This is a genomic window from Pseudomonas sp. NPDC087804, assembly GCF_044742965.1.
Taxonomy (GTDB): Bacteria; Pseudomonadota; Gammaproteobacteria; order Pseudomonadales; family Pseudomonadaceae; genus Aquipseudomonas; species Aquipseudomonas rustica.
On the sequence record NZ_JBIUVN010000019.1, the window covers coordinates 20,961 to 37,926 of the forward strand.

Sequence of the window (16,966 nt, forward strand, 5' to 3'; positions counted from 1 at the left end):
CGGCCATTCGAAAGCCATGATGATTCTCCTAATCAGGTCTGTTGCGGTGAGCGCAAGGCCGATCACGGGCGGCCAGAAATGCACCGGCGAGTTTTTACTCTTTGCGGCGCAGGGGTTGGATCATAGCACCGGGGTTGCGCCATAACCACGCAACAACTGTGTGGGATAGAGGTTCCAGAGCCTTTTGGAATAAATCAGCTGGCGATAATTAATTGCCCGGCCACGGTGAACATCATCAACGCCACCACCAGATCGAGAATTCGCCACGTGCTCGGCCGTGCCAACCACGGTGCCAGCCAGGCCGCGCCGAGCGCCAAGGTGAAAAACCACAACAGCGAAGCACTCGCAGCACCGACCACATAAGCGCCTGGCACCGATTGCTGCGCCCCCAGCGAACCGATCAGTAAAACCGTATCCAGATAAACGTGCGGGTTGAGCAACGTCACCGCCAACGCGCTGAGCATCACCGCGCGCAGCGAACGCACGGTCTGATTCTCGCCCTGATTCAGGCTCTGTTTCGAGCACGCCCGGCGCAGCGCCTGGCTGCCGTACCAGATCAAAAACGTCGCGCCGCCCCAGCGAGCGATCGCCAGCAGCGTCGGGTTCTGCGCCAGAATCGTCGCCAGCCCGAACACCCCGGCGGCGACCAGCAGCGCATCGCACACCACGCACAATGCCGCCACTGGCAAGTGATGCTCGCGACGCAGGCTCTGCGCCAATACAAACGCGTTCTGCGTGCCGATCGCCATGATCAGCCCGAACGCCACCAGCAGGCCGTTCACATAGCTTTGCCACATAACAATTACTCCGCGTTGGCCGCCAGATCGCGCAGGACCTGCATCGCGCGTTCGGCGTCGGCCTGACCGACAAACAAATGATCGTGGTAGTAGCCGGCGATCACGTTGCAACTGATCCCGGCCTTGCCCAATGCCGTGGCGAACGCGGCGGTGAGTCCGACGGCTTCCAGCGCTGAATGCACGTTGAGGGTGATCCACGCGGCGACGTAGTCGAAGCTGAAACCAGCCTGTTCAGCGTGGGAACGTTCGAGAATCACCGTCAGACCTTCCTGCTCGCGGAAGCTGCCGATGGTCTCCAGACCTTCCGGCAATTGGCTGTCGCGCAGGGTGCAGAACACGTATTCGCCGGCGTTGAGTTGCGGGCTCATGCTGCGCAACAAGGTTGTGAGAGAGGTTTCGCCAGCCATTGCAGTGTTCCTTGATAAAGAGTGCTTGCTGGCTATTCTCCGGGCGAAACCTGTATAAGAAAAACCAATAGTGCTGATCGCTCATTAGGAAAACTGATGTTCGACTACAAATTGCTGTCTGCTCTGGCCGCTGTGGTTGAGCAAGCCGGATTCGAGCGCGCCGCGCAGATTCTCGGGTTGTCGCAATCGGCGATCTCGCAACGAATCAAACTGCTGGAGGCGCGGGTCGGCCAACCCGTGCTGGTGCGCGGCACGCCGCCGTCGCCCACGGAAATCGGCCGGCGTTTGCTCAACCATGTGCAGCAGGTGCGCTTGCTTGAGCGCGACCTGCAAACCCTCGTCCCGGCCTTGGACGAAGAGGGCTTGCCGGAGCGCCTGCGCATTGCGCTGAACGCCGACAGCCTCGCGACGTGGTGGGCGCAGGCAGTCGGCGATTTCTGCGCCGAGCAACATTTATTGCTGGATCTGATCGTCGAAGACCAGACCGTCGGCCTCAAACGCATGCGTGCCGGTGAAGTGGCCGCGTGCTTGTGCGCCAGCGAACGACCGGTGGCGGGTGCGCGTAGCGTGTTGCTCGGCGCGATGCGTTATCGCGCGCTGGCCAGCCCGGCGTTTATCGAGCGGCATTTCCCCGATGGCGTGCGCGCCGAGCAACTGCCGCGCACCCCGGCGCTGGTGTTCGGCCCGGACGATTTTCTTCAGCATCGCTATTTGGCGTCGCTGGGTGTCGACGGCGGATTCGAGCACCATTTGTGTCCGTCTTCGGAAGGTTTTATCCGTCTGACCGAAGCCGGTTTGGGTTGGGGACTGGTGCCGGAACTGCAAGTGCGCGAGCAACTGCAACGCGGCGAATTGCGCGAACTGTTGCCAGATAAACCGATCGACGTGCCGCTGTACTGGCATCATTGGCGCAATGGCGGTCAGTTGCTCGGCTTACTGACCGAGCAATTGGTGCGCGCTTCAGCACAATGGCTAGTGCCTTGGAAACAGCTGTAAGCGTCAAGCTGCAAGCGGCAAGTTGTGGGCTTGCGCACCGTTTTTACTTGTAGCTCGAAGCTTGATGCTCGCAGCTGCTTTTCTGTTGGAGTTGTGCATGAAAATTCTGGTCACCGGCGCAAGCGGCTTCATTGGCGGACGCTTTGCGCGTTTCGCTCTGGAGCAGGGCCTGGACGTGCGGGTCAACGGGCGCCGGGCCGAAAGCGTCGAGCATCTGGTACGCCGTGGCGCCGAGTTTGTGCCTGGCGATCTGAGCGATGCCGAGCTGGCGCGCGAACTCTGCAGCGATGTCGAAGCCGTGGTGCACTGCGCCGGGGCCGTCGGGCTGTGGGGGCGCTATCAGGACTTTCATCAGGGCAACGTGCAGGTCACAGAAAACATCGTCGAAGCCTGCCTGAAGCAGCGCGTCCGGCGGCTGGTGCACCTGTCGTCGCCGTCGATCTATTTCGACGGCCGCGACCACCTCAACCTGACCGAAGAGCAAGTGCCCAAGCGCTTCAAACATCATTACGCCGCGACCAAGTATCTGGCCGAACAAAAGGTTTTTGGCGCTCAGGAATTTGGGCTGGAAACCATCGCCCTGCGCCCGCGTTTCGTCACCGGCGCCGGCGACATGAGCATCTTTCCGCGTCTGCTGAACATGCAGCGCAAGGGCCGTCTGGCGATCATCGGCAACGGCCTGAATAAAGTCGATTTCACCAGTGTGCAGAACCTCAACGAAGCGATGCTCAGCAGTCTGCTCGCCGCCGGTTCGGCGCTGGGCAAGGCCTACAACATCAGCAACGGCGCGCCGGTGCCGTTGTGGGATGTGGTCAATTACGTGATGCGCAAGATGGAAGTCCCACAGGTCACCAAGTACCGTTCCTACGGGCTGGCCTACAGCGTCGCGGCGCTGAATGAAGGCGCGTGCAAACTCTGGCCCGGGCGTCCGGAGCCAACGCTGTCGCGGTTGGGCATGCAAGTGATGAAGAAAAATTTCACCCTCGACATCAGCCGCGCGCGGCATTATCTGGACTACGATCCGCAAGTCAGCCTGTGGACGGCGCTCGATGAGTTCTGCGGCTGGTGGAAAGCCCAGGACATTCGTTGAGCTCACTTGGTCGGCCAGCACTGAACCGCGCCCTCGGTCGAGGGTCAATGCCTGCGGCTGAGCGGGTTATACTTCGCAGCATTTAGCCATCACCGCGTTTTACAAAGGTTGCCTCAATGTCCATGCGTAATGATGCCCACGACGATTTCGATGATGTGCCGAGCCTGCGTGCCGACACCTTCGACGACGATGACATTCCGACCACCGCCCGCACCACCGTGCATTCGCGCACAGCGCCAGTGGTCAAGGTCAAAGCCGCCAGCACCGGGCCGCTCTGGGCTTTGGTCGGCGCGTTGTTTTTTGCTTTCATCGGCCTGGCCTGGTGGAGCTTTCAGCAGATTTCCTTGATGGAGCAGCAACTGGTCGCGACTCAGGAAAGCTTCGCGCGGATCAGTGAAGAAGCGGCGGGGCGCTTGCAGGATATTTCCGGCAAAGTCGTCGCCAGCCAGAGCAACGTCACCAGCGACAGCGAAGCCTTGAAGTTGCAGATCAAGCAGTTGGAAGAAAAACTGCTCGATCAGAACAAACAGCAACAAGGCGTCGCGGGGCAGGCCAGTGATCTGGACAAGCGTCTGGCGCAGATGACCGCGCAGACCACCGAGCAGCAGACCGCCAATACCCAGTTGCAGGCGCAGGTCAAAGCCTTGAGCGCAGAACTGGCGACGCTGAAAAGCACCCCGGCGGACACCAGCAAGGTCGATACGCAGTTGAAGGCTTTCGATGCGCAGTTCAAGAGCCTCGGCGCTGATATTGCGGCATTGAAGAAGCAAGGCAATCCGAGCGCGGCCATCGAGCGTCTGGAACAGGACATCGTTGTGCTCAAAAGCGAGCAGGACAATCGCCCGGCAGCGCCACAGGGCGGCGGCAACACCGCCGAGTTCGACGCGTTCCGCGGGCAGATGACCCGCACCATCAACACCTTGCAGGCGCAGATCCAGAACTTGCAGCAGCAGATCAATTCCCGGCCATAACTCAGATCACTTAATACGGGGGAGCCTTTGTGGCGAGGGGATTTATCCCCGTTGGAGTGCGAAGCGCTCCCCTGCATTTCCTTCAGTGGTACCGGGTTCTCAGGTTTTGGGGCTGCTTCGCAACCCAACGGGGATAAATCCCCTCGCCACAGAAATCTCCTTTGTCACAGGAAGATGCGGCAATCTCTCGATTCATCTTCAACCTCCGTCTAACGCCAACCCGTCTACGCTCTTGAAACACCAACAAGAACGAGGGATGCGTCATGGGGTTTGTGCAAAAATTCGCCTGGCTCTGTTTGCTGGTATTGGCCGGGTTCGGTCAGGCCAGCGCCGCGACCGCCGCAAAGGATGACAGCCAGGCGGCCATCGCCCTGCTGGAAAAAGCGCTGGCGTACTACCACGACAACGGCGACAAGGCCTTCGCGGCCTTCAGTCGTCAGGGCGAGTTTGTCGACAAGGATCGCTACGTGTTTGTGGTCGACACCAAAGGCGTGATGCTCGCTAGCGGTGGGCCGTCGTCAGCGCTGATTGGCCGCGATGTCAGCGAAGTGCTCGGGCCGGATTTGCAGAAAGCCTTCAAGCAGGCGTTGCTGGTGCCGGAAGGCAATGGCATTCAGCAGGCGGAGTACCGCTGGCAGAATTGGTCTGACGGCAAAGTCGAGCGCAAGCACGTGTTTTACCAGCGCATCGGTCAGCGGATTCTGGCCGTCGGTTACTACCTGCCTCGCGCCTCCGCTGAACAAGCCAAAGCCCTGCTGGATAAAGCTGCGACGGATCTGAGCAAAGACGAGAAGGGCACGCTGACGGCGATCAACTCGCTCAAGGGCGGGTATTTGCAGGATGACTTGTATGTGTTTGTGGTTGACCTGAATACCCAGCGCTATGTTGCCCACGGCACCAATCTGCGGCTGATCAATACCGACTTCGGCAAGGTCAAGGATCCCGAGGGCAAACCGGTGGGCGAGCCGATTCTGGCGCTGATCGGCAAGCAGGATGAAGGCGAGTATGAGTATCGCTGGAAAAACCCGGTGACCGGCAAGATCGAGGATAAGCATGCCTACCTGAAAAAGGTCGGGCATTTCCTCGTTGCGGTCGGTTACTACAGCCCTTGAAGATCAAAAGATCGCAGCCTGCGGCAGCTCCTACATGGGGCCCGTCATCCTGTAGGAGCTGCCGAAGGCTGCGATCTTTTGCTGTTATTTTGCGCCGTGTTCACGCCCGCGCAGCAGGTTGTTCGGCATGGCAATCGCCGCCGCTAGCCCGAGCAACGACACCGCGGCACTCACCCACAACAAATGCCGGAACGTCACCAGCAACTCCGCGCGCAAGGCATTCTGCGCATCCCCCGGTGCCGCGTTGAGGCCGTCCAGCAAGACATTCCCGGAGTGCCCCTCACTCATCAGCGAACTGCTCGCCAAATGAGCGAAACTGGAATCCTGCAACAACGCCAGCAGCAGCGCCGACATCAACGCCACCCCTACCGCGCCGCCCAGCGAGCGGAACAGGTTGGTGGTGCTGGTGGCCACGCCGATGTCGCGTTGTTCCACCGAGTTCTGCGTGCCGACCAGCGAGGTCGGGAACTGCATGCCGCTGGCGATCCCGCAGAGCAACATGAACAATCCACTGATCAACGTCGCCTCCGGTGGACTGAAGGCCATGCCCAACACGGCAATCGGCATCAGAATCGCGCCGGTCAGAATTTGCGGTTTGTAGCGCCCGGTCACCGATGTGCGGCGACCGGCGAAGTACGCACCGATCGGCAGACCCATCGCCAGCGGCAGCAAGTGCAACGCCGCACTGTCCGCGCCGGCGCCGGTGACGCTTTGAAAGCGCAACGGCATCAGCACGATCAAGGAAATCGCCTGGAAACTGGTGAAGAAAATCGTGCACCAGCACAGCAGCGCATTACGGTTGGCAAACAGGTGCATCGGCAGCAACGGCTCCCGCGCCCGACGTTCGTGCCAGACGAAAATCGCCAGCACCACTACCGCGCAGGCAAACAACCCGAGCACTTCAGCGCTGCGCCACGCATGACCCTGACCCACCTGAGTGATGCCCAACAGCAGCGCGGTCAGGCCGATGATCATCAGCACGGTGCCGACATAATCGATGATCGGTTTGCGCTGCGGAATCGGCAGTCCGCGCAAGTTGCGATGCGCAACCCAGTAAGCGCCGAGCCCCAACGGCAGGTTGATCAGAAACACCCAACGCCACGACAGGTATTCGGTCATGTAGCCGCCAAGCACCGGCCCGGCAACGCTGGCCACCGCGTACATGCTGCTGAAGTAACCCTGATAACGTCCGCGTTCGCGCGGCGGGACGATGTCGCCGATGATCGCCTGGCTCACCGAAATCATCCCGCCGGCGCCGATGCCCTGAAGGATCCGCGCCAGCACCAGTTGTTCCATGCTTTGCGCCATGCCGCAGAACAGCGAGGCCAGGGTGAACAGGCCCATGCCGAACAGCATCAGTTTGCGTCGCCCGTACAGATCGCCGAGCTTGCCGTAGATCGGCACCGCCACAGTCATCGCCACCATGTACCCGGAAATCACCCAGGCCAGCAGGCTGACGTCTTTGAATTGGGCGGAGATGGCCGGCATCGACACGGCGACGATGGTCTGATCCAGCGCACCGAGAAAGATCGCCATCATCAGCGCCACCAGCACGCTGCGAATGGCCGGTTTGGGCGTTTCGGGGTGATTGAGATTGGTCACGGGCAAAACCTGCGGGCAGTGAGAGTCCCGCAGTTCGTCAGGCGAGCGGGGATGCTCGCCAGTGTAAGTCGGTAGGAAGCTATTCGATAGCCTCATAAGGAAGTCCGACGTAATTTTCTGCAATAGTTTTTCGGCCCGCTTCTGAACTGACAAAGTAGTCCAGTTCGGAGGCACTGATGCGCTGACTGAACGCATCGTGATCATCAAAACGGTGCAACATCGAAGTCATCCACCAGGAAAACCGCTCGGCTTTCCACACGCGGCGCAGGCAGATCTCCGAGTATTTCTCCAGCAAGTCGATACGCCCATCGCGGTAAACCTTCAGCAGAATATTGAACAATGTGCTGACATCGCTTGCCGCCAGATTCAGACCTTTGGCGCCGGTGGGCGGGACGATGTGTGCAGCGTCGCCGACCAGAAACATCCGCCCGTACTGCATTGGTTCAACGACAAAACTGCGCAGCGGCGCGATGCTTTTTTCGATCGAAGGGCCGGTGACCAGTTTCTCGGCCAATGCAACTGGCAGGCGGTTTTTCAGTTCATCCCAGAAGCGCTGGTCGCTCCAGTCAGCGACGTTTTCTTCTGCCGGCACCTGCAAGTAGTAACGCGTGCGCGTCGCCGAACGCATGCTGCACAAGGCAAAACCGCGTTCGTGGCGGGCGTAGACCAACTCGTCATGCACCGGCGGCGTGTCGGCGAGAATGCCCAGCCAGCCAAACGGATAAACCCGTTCGAACACTTTCAGGCAATCCTCAGGAATCGACTGCCGAGCGACGCCATGGAAGCCATCGCAGCCGGCGATGTAATCGCAATCGACGCGCCAGGTTTCACCGTCCTTTTCGAAGGTGACAAAAGCCTCGTCGCTTTTCATGCCGTGGGGAACGACATTGCTCGCTGAATAAATTGTCTGCGCGCCAGCGTCCCGACGAGCGGCCATCAGGTCGCGAGTGACTTCGGTCTGGCCGTAGATCATCACGGTCTTGCCACCGGTCAACGCGTGCAGATCGATGTGCACCTGACGCCCGTCGAGCGCCAGTTCGAAACCGCCGTGAATCAGTCCTTCAGCGTCCATGCGCTGACTCACCCCAGCCTGACGCAACAGCTCTACCATGCCTTGTTCAAGCACGCCGGCGCGGATGCGGCCGAGCACATAATCGGGTGTCTGGCGTTCGAGGATGAGGGTGTCGATGCCGGCGTTGTGCAGCAACTGGCCGAGGAGCAAACCGGACGGGCCGGCGCCGATGATGGCAACTTGGGTTTTTAGCGTTTTCATTGTTTTTATGACTCGCAAGCTTCGCGCGACAATCGCCGCTGATTTATTTTTATGGATCGAGTGCTTGCATTTTTCCCTTGCGGGTCTGTCAATTGAAGGTGAAAACTGAGCCGATACCTGTACATTCTGCCAATCGGTGCGATTATCGCCCGCAAACCTCGAGGCCTGGATTGAAGTGATGAACAAGCCTGACCTGCCTTCGATTCCAGTGTTCAAGCTCTACGGTGAAAGCCTGGATTGGCCGACCCCTGACTTGCTGCACTGTGAAACCATTTCCTCCCGCAGTCGCGAACATCAATGGGAAATCAAACCCCACCGCCACGCCGATTTGTGCCAGTTGCTCTTCGTCTTCAAAGGTCAGGCAGAGCTTGAAATCGAAGGCCATCGCACGCAGTTGCAGACCCCGGCGATCCAGGTTCTGCCGCCGTTATCGGTGCACGGCTTTCGTTTTTCCGAGGACGTTGAAGGCTTTATCGTCACCCTCGCCACACCGCTGATCAACCATTTGCAGGCGCAACTGGGCGACTCGGTGCACGCTTTGGCGCAGACCGAGAATTATCCGGCGGGCAAGGACGGCGATTACCTCAACAGTTTATTCACCGCGTTGCAGGCCGAGTACAACGGCCATCAACCGGCGCGGGAAATGCTCATGCATTCGCTGGTCAGCGTGATCATGGTCTGGGTCAGTCGCCAGGCAATCGTGCGGCATAACGCGAGTCAAAGGCCGCAGCGTCAACGCGAATACCTGAACGGGTTTATTCAGTTGGTGGAAGAGACTTACCGCCAGCACGTGAAGGTCGAGGATCTGGCGCATCGGCTGGGGATCTCGGTGTCGCACCTTAATGGCACGTGCCGTGAACTGGCGGGGCAACCGGCGTTGCAGATCATGCACGAACGTCAATTACTGGAAGCCAAGCGTTTGCTGACGTACACCAGCATGACCATTTATGAGATGTCGGAGTTGTTGGGGTTCTCCGATCCGACCAACTTCACGCGCCTGTTCCGGCGCCGGGTGGGGATATCGCCAAAGGCCTTCCGCGATCGCTTGAAGACCGAGCAGTAACCCGAAATCACCACAACCCCCTGTGGGAGTGAGCCTGCTCGCGATAGCGGTGTATCAGTCAAAATTTATCTGAATGACACACCGCTATCGCGAGCAGGCTCACTCCTACAAAGTCAGCGCAATGCGTTCAGCGACGCATTGTGCGGAATGCAGCGCTCGAAATTGCAGCTCGCGTATTCACGCGGCAGCTGTCGCAACTGCTCGACCCGCCAGGCCGCGGTGCCGTACAGCGCCAGCGTGGCAGCGCAGGTGATGAAAATCGCGGCGTACCTTCTTGTTTTGATGTTCATGGCGTTCACCTCTGAACGAAATACCCTGCGGTATTACTTTCAGCATAGAACAAGATCAAAAGATCGCAGCCTGCGGCAGCTCCTACATGGATCCGTGTAGGAGCTGCCGCAGGCTGCGATCTTTTGACTTTTAAAATCCCACGTCCCAAGCAGGGTTCTCGGGGAATCGCTGCACCAGAAAATCCAGCATGCTGCGCAGCGCCGCCGGCATGTGTTTGCGCGAGGCGTACACCGCGTAGATGTTCATTTGTCGTGGTTCGGCGTGGGGCAGCAGGCGTACCAGTTCGCCGCTGTGAACATGCACGCCGGCCTGATACGTCGGCAGCATCGCCACCCCGGCGCCGGCCAGCGTTGCGCGCAATAACGTGCTGGCCTCGTTGGCGCTGATATTGCCCTGCACCGGCACCGAAACCGGTTCGCCATCCTCGTCGAAATGCCACAGGCTCTTGCCGAAATACGAGTGCGTCAGGCAGTTGTGGCGGCTCAGGTCTTCCACCCGTAAAGGCATCGGCTGTTCTTGCAGATAAGCCGGCGCCGCGCACACCACCGAACGGCACACAGTCAGGCGCCGGGCGATCAGGTTGGGATCGAGATCGTTGCTGGTGCGAATCGCCAGATCGATGCGTTCGTCCACCAGGTTCACCGTGCGATCAAGCATCTGCAAATCGATGCTCACCCCCGGATAGCGTTTGACGTACGCGGCCATCGCATCGGCCAATTGCGCCTGACCGAACGAGGTGCTGACGCTGATCCGCAGCAATCCGCGCGGCGCGTCATGGGGTTCGCTGACGGCGGCCTGCATGTCGCTCGACAGTTCGATCATCTGTCGACAACGCGGAAGAATTTCACTGCCGGCCGCGGTCAGACTCAACTTGCGCGTAGTGCGGTGCATCAGGCGCGCGCCGACCCAATCTTCGAGCTCCGCCAGGTAGCGTGAAACCACCGGCCGCGAGAGATCCAGATGATCCGCAGCGGCCGACTGGCTACCGAGATCCACCACCGTGACGAACACCCGCATTGCCTGGAGACGATCCATGATTTGCCCGCTTTCAGAAACAAACTATGTCCCAGCATCGCATTTTTTGTACTGAGTCTGGCAACTAAGCTCTGTTCCATCGCCAAGCAAGGCATTCGAACACCGGAGCAACAGATGATCGGCTTCACCACCCTCAAACGCGTTCTACTCGCCACCGCCTCGCTGGGTTTCGCTGCGCATGCCGCGGCCGCCAACCTGACGCTGGATGTTTACAACCCCGGCGCCAACGCGATTTTTCCGGTGACCTCGGTGCTGGTCAGCGGCGAGAAAGACGCGATCCTCGTCGACGCACAGTTCGGCAAATCCCAGGCCGAACAAGTGGTGGAAAAAATCCGCGCCAGCGGCAAACAACTGACCACCATTTACATCAGCCACGGCGACCCGGATTACTACTTCGGCCTCGACACCCTGACCAAGGCGTTCCCGAATGCCAAGGTGCTGGCCTCGCAACCGACCGTCGATCACATCAATAAAACCGTCGTCGGCAAACTCGCGTTCTGGGGGCCGAAAATGGGCGCCGATGAGCCAGCGAAAACCATCGTGCCGAGCGTGCTAAAGGGCGATAGCCTGATGCTTGAAGGGCAGAAGTTGCAGGTGGTCGGGCTTGATGGCAAGCAGCCGGATCGCAGTTTCGTGTGGATTCCGTCGCTCAAGGCTGTGGTCGGTGGCGTCGTGGTGGCCGAGAACATTCATGTGTGGATGGCTGATACGCAGACCGCGCAATCTCATGCGGATTGGCTGGAGACGCTGCAGTCGATTGAAACGCTGAAGCCGACAACCGTGGTGCCGGGTCACTATCTGGGGGAAAGCAGCCGCTCGCTGGCCAGCGTGAAATTTACTGCGGACTACATTAAAGCTTTCGATGAAGAAACGGCGAAAGCCAAGGATGCTGCTGCGCTGATCGCCGCGATGAAAAAACGCTACCCGACGCTGGGCGAAGAGAGCTCGCTGGAGCTGAGCGCGAAAGTCGCGAAGGGCGAGATGAAGTGGTAACCCGCTCCATCTGAATACTGAGGTCTCAAGGATTGCTGATTGCCTTTGTGGCGAGGGGATTTATCCCCGTTGGAGTGCGAAGCGCTCCCCAGCATTTTTTCAGTTACACCGAGTTGTCAGGATTTACGACTGCTGCGCAGCCGAGCGGGGATAAATCCCCTCGCCACAAAGTTTCCTCAGCACAGGGAATATCTTCACTTAATGGATTTGTGCCTCATTTGAAACACTCAAGCCAACTGGAGAACGTCATGAGCAAGATCGCAATCATTGGTGCCACCGGCCGTGCCGGTAGCCAACTGCTGGAAGAAGCCCTGCGTCGCGGTCATAGCGTCACCGCCATCGCCCGCGATACGTCGAAGATCGGTGCGCGCGCCGGTGTGGTCAGCAAGAATGTCGATGTGCTGGATTCGGCGGCACTGCGAGACGCCGTGACCGGCAACGATGTGGTGATCACCGCCGCACATTTCGCCACGGTGCCGGCATCGGCGATTGTCGGGCCGGTGAAGCAGGCGGGGGTGAAGCGGCTGTTGGTGGTCGGCGGTGCCGGTTCGCTGTTGCTGCCGGACGATACACGCGTGATCGACAGCGCGGGTTTCCCGGCCGAGTACAAAACCGAGGCCAGTGCGGGGGCGGCGTTTTTGGATGCGCTGCGTCAGGAGAAGGAACTGGACTGGACGTTTCTGTCGCCATCGGCGGAATTCGTTGAAGGTGAGCGCACGGGCAAATTTCGTGTTGGCCAGGATCACTTGCTGGTGAGCGCTGAGGGCCGTAGCTGGATCACCTTTGCCGACTACGCGATTGCACTGATCGACGAAGTGGAAACACCGAAGCACTCCCGCCAACGGTTTACTGTTGGTTATTGATATACGGCTTTACCCTCACCCCAGCCCTCTCCCGGAGGGAGAGGGGGCCGACCGAGGTGTCTGGCGTTGTACATCGACCTGAAAAATCCAGTCGATTATGGATTCAAAGCCAATCGTTCAGATCGCTGAACCTCTTCAATATCCCCCGGTCAGTCCCCTCTCCCTCTGGGAGAGGGCTAGGGTGAGGGAAAACAGCCTCACCGCAAATGTGCCTGCTCAACTAACCAGATCATCAGTTCTTCGAGCGGCGGCGACGGTTCGGTTCCTGGCGGCAACACCACGTAATACGCCAACCCCGTTTTCACCTTCAACTCAAACGGCATCACCAGCCGTCCCGCGCGCAAGTCATCGCCGATCAACGACCAATCCCCAATCGCCACCCCCGTGCCGTGCGACGCCATCGACATCGCCTGATCCAGCGTTTCGAAATGCTGGCCGCTGCTGACGTTGTTCAAATTCAGCTGCGCGGCGTTCAGCCACACCGACCAATCCTGAATATCGTGCGTCGGGTGCAGCAGTAGATGCTGTTGCAAATCCGCCGGAGTATTCAGTGCCGGCGAACCCTTTAGCAGCAGCGGCGAACACACTGGCGTCAGTTGCTCATCGAACAGGTGCAGAGCGCCCGGCGAGTTATCCGGTGGCGGCCCGTAGATCACCGCCGCATCAAATTGCTCACGCTGAAAATCCACCCCGTGCTGCAACGACGCGGTGAGTTTCACCGGCACATCCGGGCGTTCTTTCTGCCATTGCAGCAAGCGCGGCAGCAGCCAGCGCATCACGCAACTCGGCGCCTTGAGTTGCAGGGTTTCACGCTGCAGACCGATCTGCTCGGTGGCTTCGCTGATCAGGCCGAAGACTTTTTCCACACGCGGTAGCCATTCGCGTCCCTCGGCGGTCAGCGCCAAACCTCGGGCCAGACGGATGAACAGCGGATAACCGAGATGCTCTTCCAGTCCGGCGATCTGCCGGCTCACCGCGCCTTGGGTGATGTGCAACTGCTCGGCGGCGCGGGTGAAGTTGCAGCACTGCGCGGTGATCAAAAACGTGTGCAGGGCGGGCAGGGGAGGCATGCGTTTCATGTGGATCCAAGGTATGACGTGAGGACATGGCTAGTATGACTTTTAATCGATTGTTGCGGCTACCTGCCGACCGTTCAATGAAGCCATGAAGGGCGTTTATGTAGGAGTGAGCCTGCTCGCGATAGCGGTAGATCAGTCACTGCGATGTTGGATGTGATGACGCTATCGCGAGCAGGCTCACTCCTACAGAAAAGCCTTGTGTTTTCAGCGAACAAGAAGGGCAATCGACATGGCGACGTGTGGCGAAGTACTGGTCAAGTTACTCGAAGGTTATGGGGTCGAGCAGGTGTTCGGCATTCCCGGGGTGCACACCGTGGAGCTGTATCGCGGGCTGGCGCGTTCGAGTATTCGTCACGTCACCCCTCGCCATGAGCAGGGCGCCGGTTTCATGGCTGACGGCTACGCGCGCACCGCTGGCAAACCGGGTGTGTGCTTTATCATCACCGGCCCGGGCATGACCAACATCACCACCGCCATGGGCCAGGCCTACGCCGATTCGATCCCGATGCTGGTGATTTCCAGCGTGCAATCGCGTAGCCAATTGGGCGGCGGGCGCGGCAAGCTGCATGAGCTGCCGAACCAGAGCGCACTGGTTTCCGGTGTTGCGGCGTTCTCGTACACGTTGATGTCCGCCGCTGAATTGCCGGTGGTGCTGGCGCGTGCGTTTGCTTTGTTCCAGGCCGGTCGTCCACGTCCGGTGCATATCGAGATTCCGTTGGACGTGCTGGTCGAAAACGCCGATGACTTGCTCGCCAGTGTGCCGGTCAATATCGACCGCGCCGGTGCTGCGCCCGCTGCCGTTAAACGCATGAGCGAGCTGTTGGCCGAAGCCAAACGTCCATTGATTCTCGCTGGTGGCGGTGCCATCGACGCGGCGCCGGAACTGACCAAGCTTGCCGAGTTGCTCGACGCTCCAGTGGCGTTGACCATCAACGCCAAAGGCATGCTGCCGGGCAACCATCCGCTGCTGATCGGTTCGACCCAAACGCTGGTCGCCACCCGCGCGCTGGTCGCTGATGCCGACGTGGTTTTAGCCATCGGCACTGAATTGGCCGAGACCGATTACGACGTGACCTTCGCCGGCGGTTTCGAGATTCCCGGCAAACTGCTGCGCATCGATATCGACGCCGACCAGACCGTGCGCAACTACCCGCCGCACCTGGCGCTGGTGGCCGATGCACGCAATGCTGCACAGGCTTTGTTGAACACCCTGTTGCAGGAAAAACTCGCCGAGCGCAGCAGCGACTGGGGTCAGGCTCGCGCCGGCAAACTGCGCGCTGAACTGGCCGCGAGCTGGGACGCACCGACCCTCGCGCAAACCCGTTTCCTCGACACCGTGCTCGATGAATTGCCGAACGCTGTGTTCGTCGGTGACTCGACGCAACCGGTGTACACCGGCAACTTGACGTTCAACCCCGATCACCCGCGCCGCTGGTTCAACGCCTCGACCGGTTACGGCACCCTCGGCTACGCCTTGCCGGCCGCGATCGGTGCGTGGCTCGGCGGCCAACTCGACAAAGGTGCGCGCCCTCCGGTGGTGTGCCTGATCGGCGACGGCGGGCTGCAATTCACCCTGCCGGAACTGGCCAGCGCGGTCGAAGCGCGGGTGCCGGTGATCGTCCTGTTGTGGAATAACCAGGGTTACGAAGAGATCAAGAAATACATGGTCAACCGCGCCATCGAGCCGGTCGGCGTGGACATCTACACCCCGGATTTTGTCGCGGTGGCCAAGGGCCTCGGCTGCGCGGCTGAAGCGATCAGCAGCATCGAACAACTGCGTAGCGCGTTGCGCAGTGCAAGCGATCGTCAGGGCCCGACCCTGATTGAAATCGACCAGACCCAATGGATGCAGGCGGTGGCGCAATGATCAGTTTCCCAACCACACTCGATGGCCTCTACATCAACGGCCAATGGTCGGCGGGTGGCGAACATCTGCGCGTGATCAACCCGGCCACCGAAGCGTTGCTGACCACGGTCAATGGCGGTGACGAGCACGCGGTCGATCAAGCCGTCGCCGCCGCCAGCGAAGCGTTCAAGAGCTGGTCGCAAACCACCGGTGCCGAGCGTGGTGCGATGCTGCGCAACATCGCCAACGGTGTGCGCAATGGTCGCGAGCATTTGATGAAATTGCAATCGAGCAACAACGGCAAACCGCAATTCGAAGCGGCCATCGACGTCGATGACGTGATCGCCACGTTCGAGTATTACGCCGAACTCGCTGAAGGCCTCGACGCGAAACAGGACAGCAATGTGCCGCTGCCGAGCGATGATTTCAGCGCACGCCTGCGCCGCGATCCGTGCGGTGTGGTCGGGCTGATCGTGCCGTGGAATTTCCCGATGGTCACCACCGCGTGGAAGCTTGCGCCGGCGTTGGCGGCGGGTTGCTGCGTGGTGCTCAAGCCGTCGGAAGTGACGCCGCTGCCGGAGCTGGAACTGGCGGCGATCATTGCTGAATCGGGACTGCCGAATGGCGTGTTCAATCTGGTTTGCGGGACTGGATTGGCGGTCGGTGCGCCGTTGTCGGCAGATCCGCGTATCGCCAAGATTTCCTTTACCGGCAGCAACGCGGTCGGCGTGCAGGTCATGCAGCGCGCGGCGGAAACGGTGAAGGGCATCAGCCTGGAATTGGGCGGCAAATCTTCGCTGCTGGTGTTGGCGGATGCTGACCTCGATCTGGCGGTTGAGCTGGCCTGTGGCGGTGCGTTTTTCAATGCCGGGCAGATGTGTTCGGCCACCAGTCGGGTGTTGGTGGCTGAGGAGCTGGAAGAGGAATTTCTCGCTCGTTTGCAGAAGCGTGCGCAGGCGATTCGTGTGGCGGATCCGTTCGACCCTGAGGTGGAAATGGGCGCGCTGGTCAATCAGGCGCAGTACCAGCGCGTGCTCGGGCACATCGATCGTGGGCTGAGCGCGGGTGCGCGATTGGTCTGCGGCGGTAATCGTCCGGCGGATCTGCCGCGTGGCTATTTCTTGCAGCCGACGGTGTTCACCGACGTGCCGCTGGACAGCGCATTGTGGTGTGAAGAGATTTTCGGGCCGGTGCTGTGTGTGCGCAGTTTCAGCAGCGAAGCCGAAGCGATTGCGCTGGCCAATGACACGCCGTTTGGCTTGGTGGCGAGTGTGGTGACGGCGGATGCTGTAGCGGCGGATCGTGTGGCCAATGCGTTGCAGGCGGGGATGGTGTGGATCAATGCACCGCAGGTAATTTTTCCGCAGGCGGCGTGGGGTGGGTACAAGCAGAGCAGTATTGGCCGCGAGTTAGGGCCTTGGGGATTGGCGGCGTTTCAAGAGATCAAGCATGTGATTCGGGCGGTCTGATCCAGAGGTTTTTTCGTCTGAACTGGCCTCATCGCGAGCAGGCTCACTCCTACATTGGGCGGGTGTACACCTGACCCTG

Annotated in this window: 16 protein-coding genes; 9 read left to right on the plus strand and 7 right to left on the minus strand. The window is 60.0% G+C overall.

What is annotated here, in order from left to right; genetic code table 11:
- Nucleotides 1-194: 194 nt before the first annotated feature.
- Both ACIOMO_RS20270 and ACIOMO_RS20275 read right to left on the minus strand, forming a co-directional pair.
- Nucleotides 195-797 carry a LysE/ArgO family amino acid transporter gene (locus ACIOMO_RS20270; protein WP_053123351.1) on the minus strand — a complete coding sequence of 201 codons (603 nt, stop codon included), beginning with the start codon at nucleotides 795-797 and terminating at the stop codon, nucleotides 195-197.
- Nucleotides 798-802: 5 nt separating this feature from the next.
- Nucleotides 803-1,204, minus strand: a complete 402-nt coding sequence (locus tag ACIOMO_RS20275) for an ACT domain-containing protein (RefSeq protein ID WP_400648817.1) — start codon at nucleotides 1,202-1,204, stop codon at nucleotides 803-805.
- A gap of 96 nt (nucleotides 1,205-1,300) precedes the next feature.
- On the opposite strand from ACIOMO_RS20275, the gene ACIOMO_RS20280 reads away from it, so the two are divergent.
- The 4 genes from ACIOMO_RS20280 (at nucleotide 1,301) to ACIOMO_RS20295 (ending at nucleotide 5,373) form a co-directional block, all read left to right on the plus strand.
- Nucleotides 1,301-2,200, plus strand: coding sequence for a LysR family transcriptional regulator ArgP (locus ACIOMO_RS20280; RefSeq protein WP_053123347.1), 900 nt, complete (start codon nucleotides 1,301-1,303; stop codon nucleotides 2,198-2,200).
- A 97-nt stretch (nucleotides 2,201-2,297) separates the two neighbouring features.
- Nucleotides 2,298-3,290: an NAD(P)-dependent oxidoreductase gene (locus ACIOMO_RS20285; RefSeq protein ID WP_053123345.1), complete on the plus strand. Its 993-nt coding sequence runs from the start codon at nucleotides 2,298-2,300 to the stop codon at nucleotides 3,288-3,290.
- 116 nt (nucleotides 3,291-3,406) lie between these two features.
- Nucleotides 3,407-4,261 (plus strand): ATPase, encoded by an 855-nt coding sequence (locus tag ACIOMO_RS20290; RefSeq protein ID WP_400648815.1) that lies wholly within the window; start codon nucleotides 3,407-3,409, stop codon nucleotides 4,259-4,261.
- A gap of 263 nt (nucleotides 4,262-4,524) precedes the next feature.
- Nucleotides 4,525-5,373, plus strand: coding sequence for a cache domain-containing protein (locus ACIOMO_RS20295; RefSeq protein ID WP_400648813.1), 849 nt, complete (start codon nucleotides 4,525-4,527; stop codon nucleotides 5,371-5,373).
- 84 nt (nucleotides 5,374-5,457) lie between these two features.
- Here the strand turns inward: ACIOMO_RS20295 and ACIOMO_RS20300 are convergent, their stop codons facing one another.
- Nucleotides 5,458-6,975, minus strand: a complete 1,518-nt coding sequence (locus ACIOMO_RS20300; RefSeq protein ID WP_053123339.1) for an MDR family MFS transporter — start codon at nucleotides 6,973-6,975, stop codon at nucleotides 5,458-5,460.
- A gap of 79 nt (nucleotides 6,976-7,054) precedes the next feature.
- Nucleotides 7,055-8,248, minus strand: coding sequence for a 4-hydroxybenzoate 3-monooxygenase (gene pobA, locus ACIOMO_RS20305; RefSeq protein ID WP_401243203.1), 1,194 nt, complete (start codon nucleotides 8,246-8,248; stop codon nucleotides 7,055-7,057).
- A gap of 178 nt (nucleotides 8,249-8,426) precedes the next feature.
- Here pobA and ACIOMO_RS20310 point away from each other — a divergent pair, with 178 nt between their 5' ends.
- Nucleotides 8,427-9,311, plus strand: coding sequence for a helix-turn-helix domain-containing protein (locus ACIOMO_RS20310; protein WP_053123335.1), 885 nt, complete (start codon nucleotides 8,427-8,429; stop codon nucleotides 9,309-9,311).
- A 113-nt stretch (nucleotides 9,312-9,424) separates the two neighbouring features.
- On the opposite strand, the gene ACIOMO_RS20315 is transcribed toward ACIOMO_RS20310, so the two are convergent.
- Both ACIOMO_RS20315 and ACIOMO_RS20320 read right to left on the minus strand, forming a co-directional pair.
- Nucleotides 9,425-9,601 (minus strand): hypothetical protein, encoded by a 177-nt coding sequence (locus ACIOMO_RS20315; protein ID WP_212543925.1) that lies wholly within the window; start codon nucleotides 9,599-9,601, stop codon nucleotides 9,425-9,427.
- 130 nt (nucleotides 9,602-9,731) lie between these two features.
- The gene (locus ACIOMO_RS20320; RefSeq protein WP_401243207.1) at nucleotides 9,732-10,637 is read right to left on the minus strand and encodes a LysR family transcriptional regulator; all 906 of its coding nucleotides are present in this window, start codon (nucleotides 10,635-10,637) and stop codon (nucleotides 9,732-9,734) included.
- A gap of 114 nt (nucleotides 10,638-10,751) precedes the next feature.
- Here ACIOMO_RS20320 and ACIOMO_RS20325 point away from each other — a divergent pair, with 114 nt between their 5' ends.
- Together ACIOMO_RS20325 and ACIOMO_RS20330 are read left to right on the plus strand one after the other, a co-directional pair.
- Entirely contained in the window at nucleotides 10,752-11,630 is an 879-nt protein-coding gene (locus ACIOMO_RS20325) for an MBL fold metallo-hydrolase (RefSeq protein WP_401243210.1), read from the plus strand.
- Between the two features lie 248 nt (nucleotides 11,631-11,878).
- Entirely contained in the window at nucleotides 11,879-12,493 is a 615-nt protein-coding gene (locus ACIOMO_RS20330; protein WP_401243213.1) for an NAD(P)-dependent oxidoreductase, read from the plus strand.
- 197 nt (nucleotides 12,494-12,690) lie between these two features.
- Here the strand turns inward: ACIOMO_RS20330 and ACIOMO_RS20335 are convergent, their stop codons facing one another.
- Entirely contained in the window at nucleotides 12,691-13,572 is an 882-nt protein-coding gene (locus ACIOMO_RS20335; RefSeq protein ID WP_212543921.1) for a LysR substrate-binding domain-containing protein, read from the minus strand.
- Nucleotides 13,573-13,801: 229 nt separating this feature from the next.
- On the opposite strand from ACIOMO_RS20335, the gene ACIOMO_RS20340 reads away from it, so the two are divergent.
- Together ACIOMO_RS20340 and ACIOMO_RS20345 are read left to right on the plus strand one after the other, a co-directional pair.
- Nucleotides 13,802-15,439, plus strand: a complete 1,638-nt coding sequence (locus tag ACIOMO_RS20340) for a 5-guanidino-2-oxopentanoate decarboxylase (protein WP_401243216.1) — start codon at nucleotides 13,802-13,804, stop codon at nucleotides 15,437-15,439.
- The gene (locus ACIOMO_RS20345; protein ID WP_401243267.1) at nucleotides 15,439-16,887 is read left to right on the plus strand and encodes an aldehyde dehydrogenase family protein; all 1,449 of its coding nucleotides are present in this window, start codon (nucleotides 15,439-15,441) and stop codon (nucleotides 16,885-16,887) included. The genes ACIOMO_RS20340 and ACIOMO_RS20345 overlap by 1 nt, the downstream gene beginning before the upstream one ends.
- Nucleotides 16,888-16,966 lie beyond the last annotated feature (79 nt).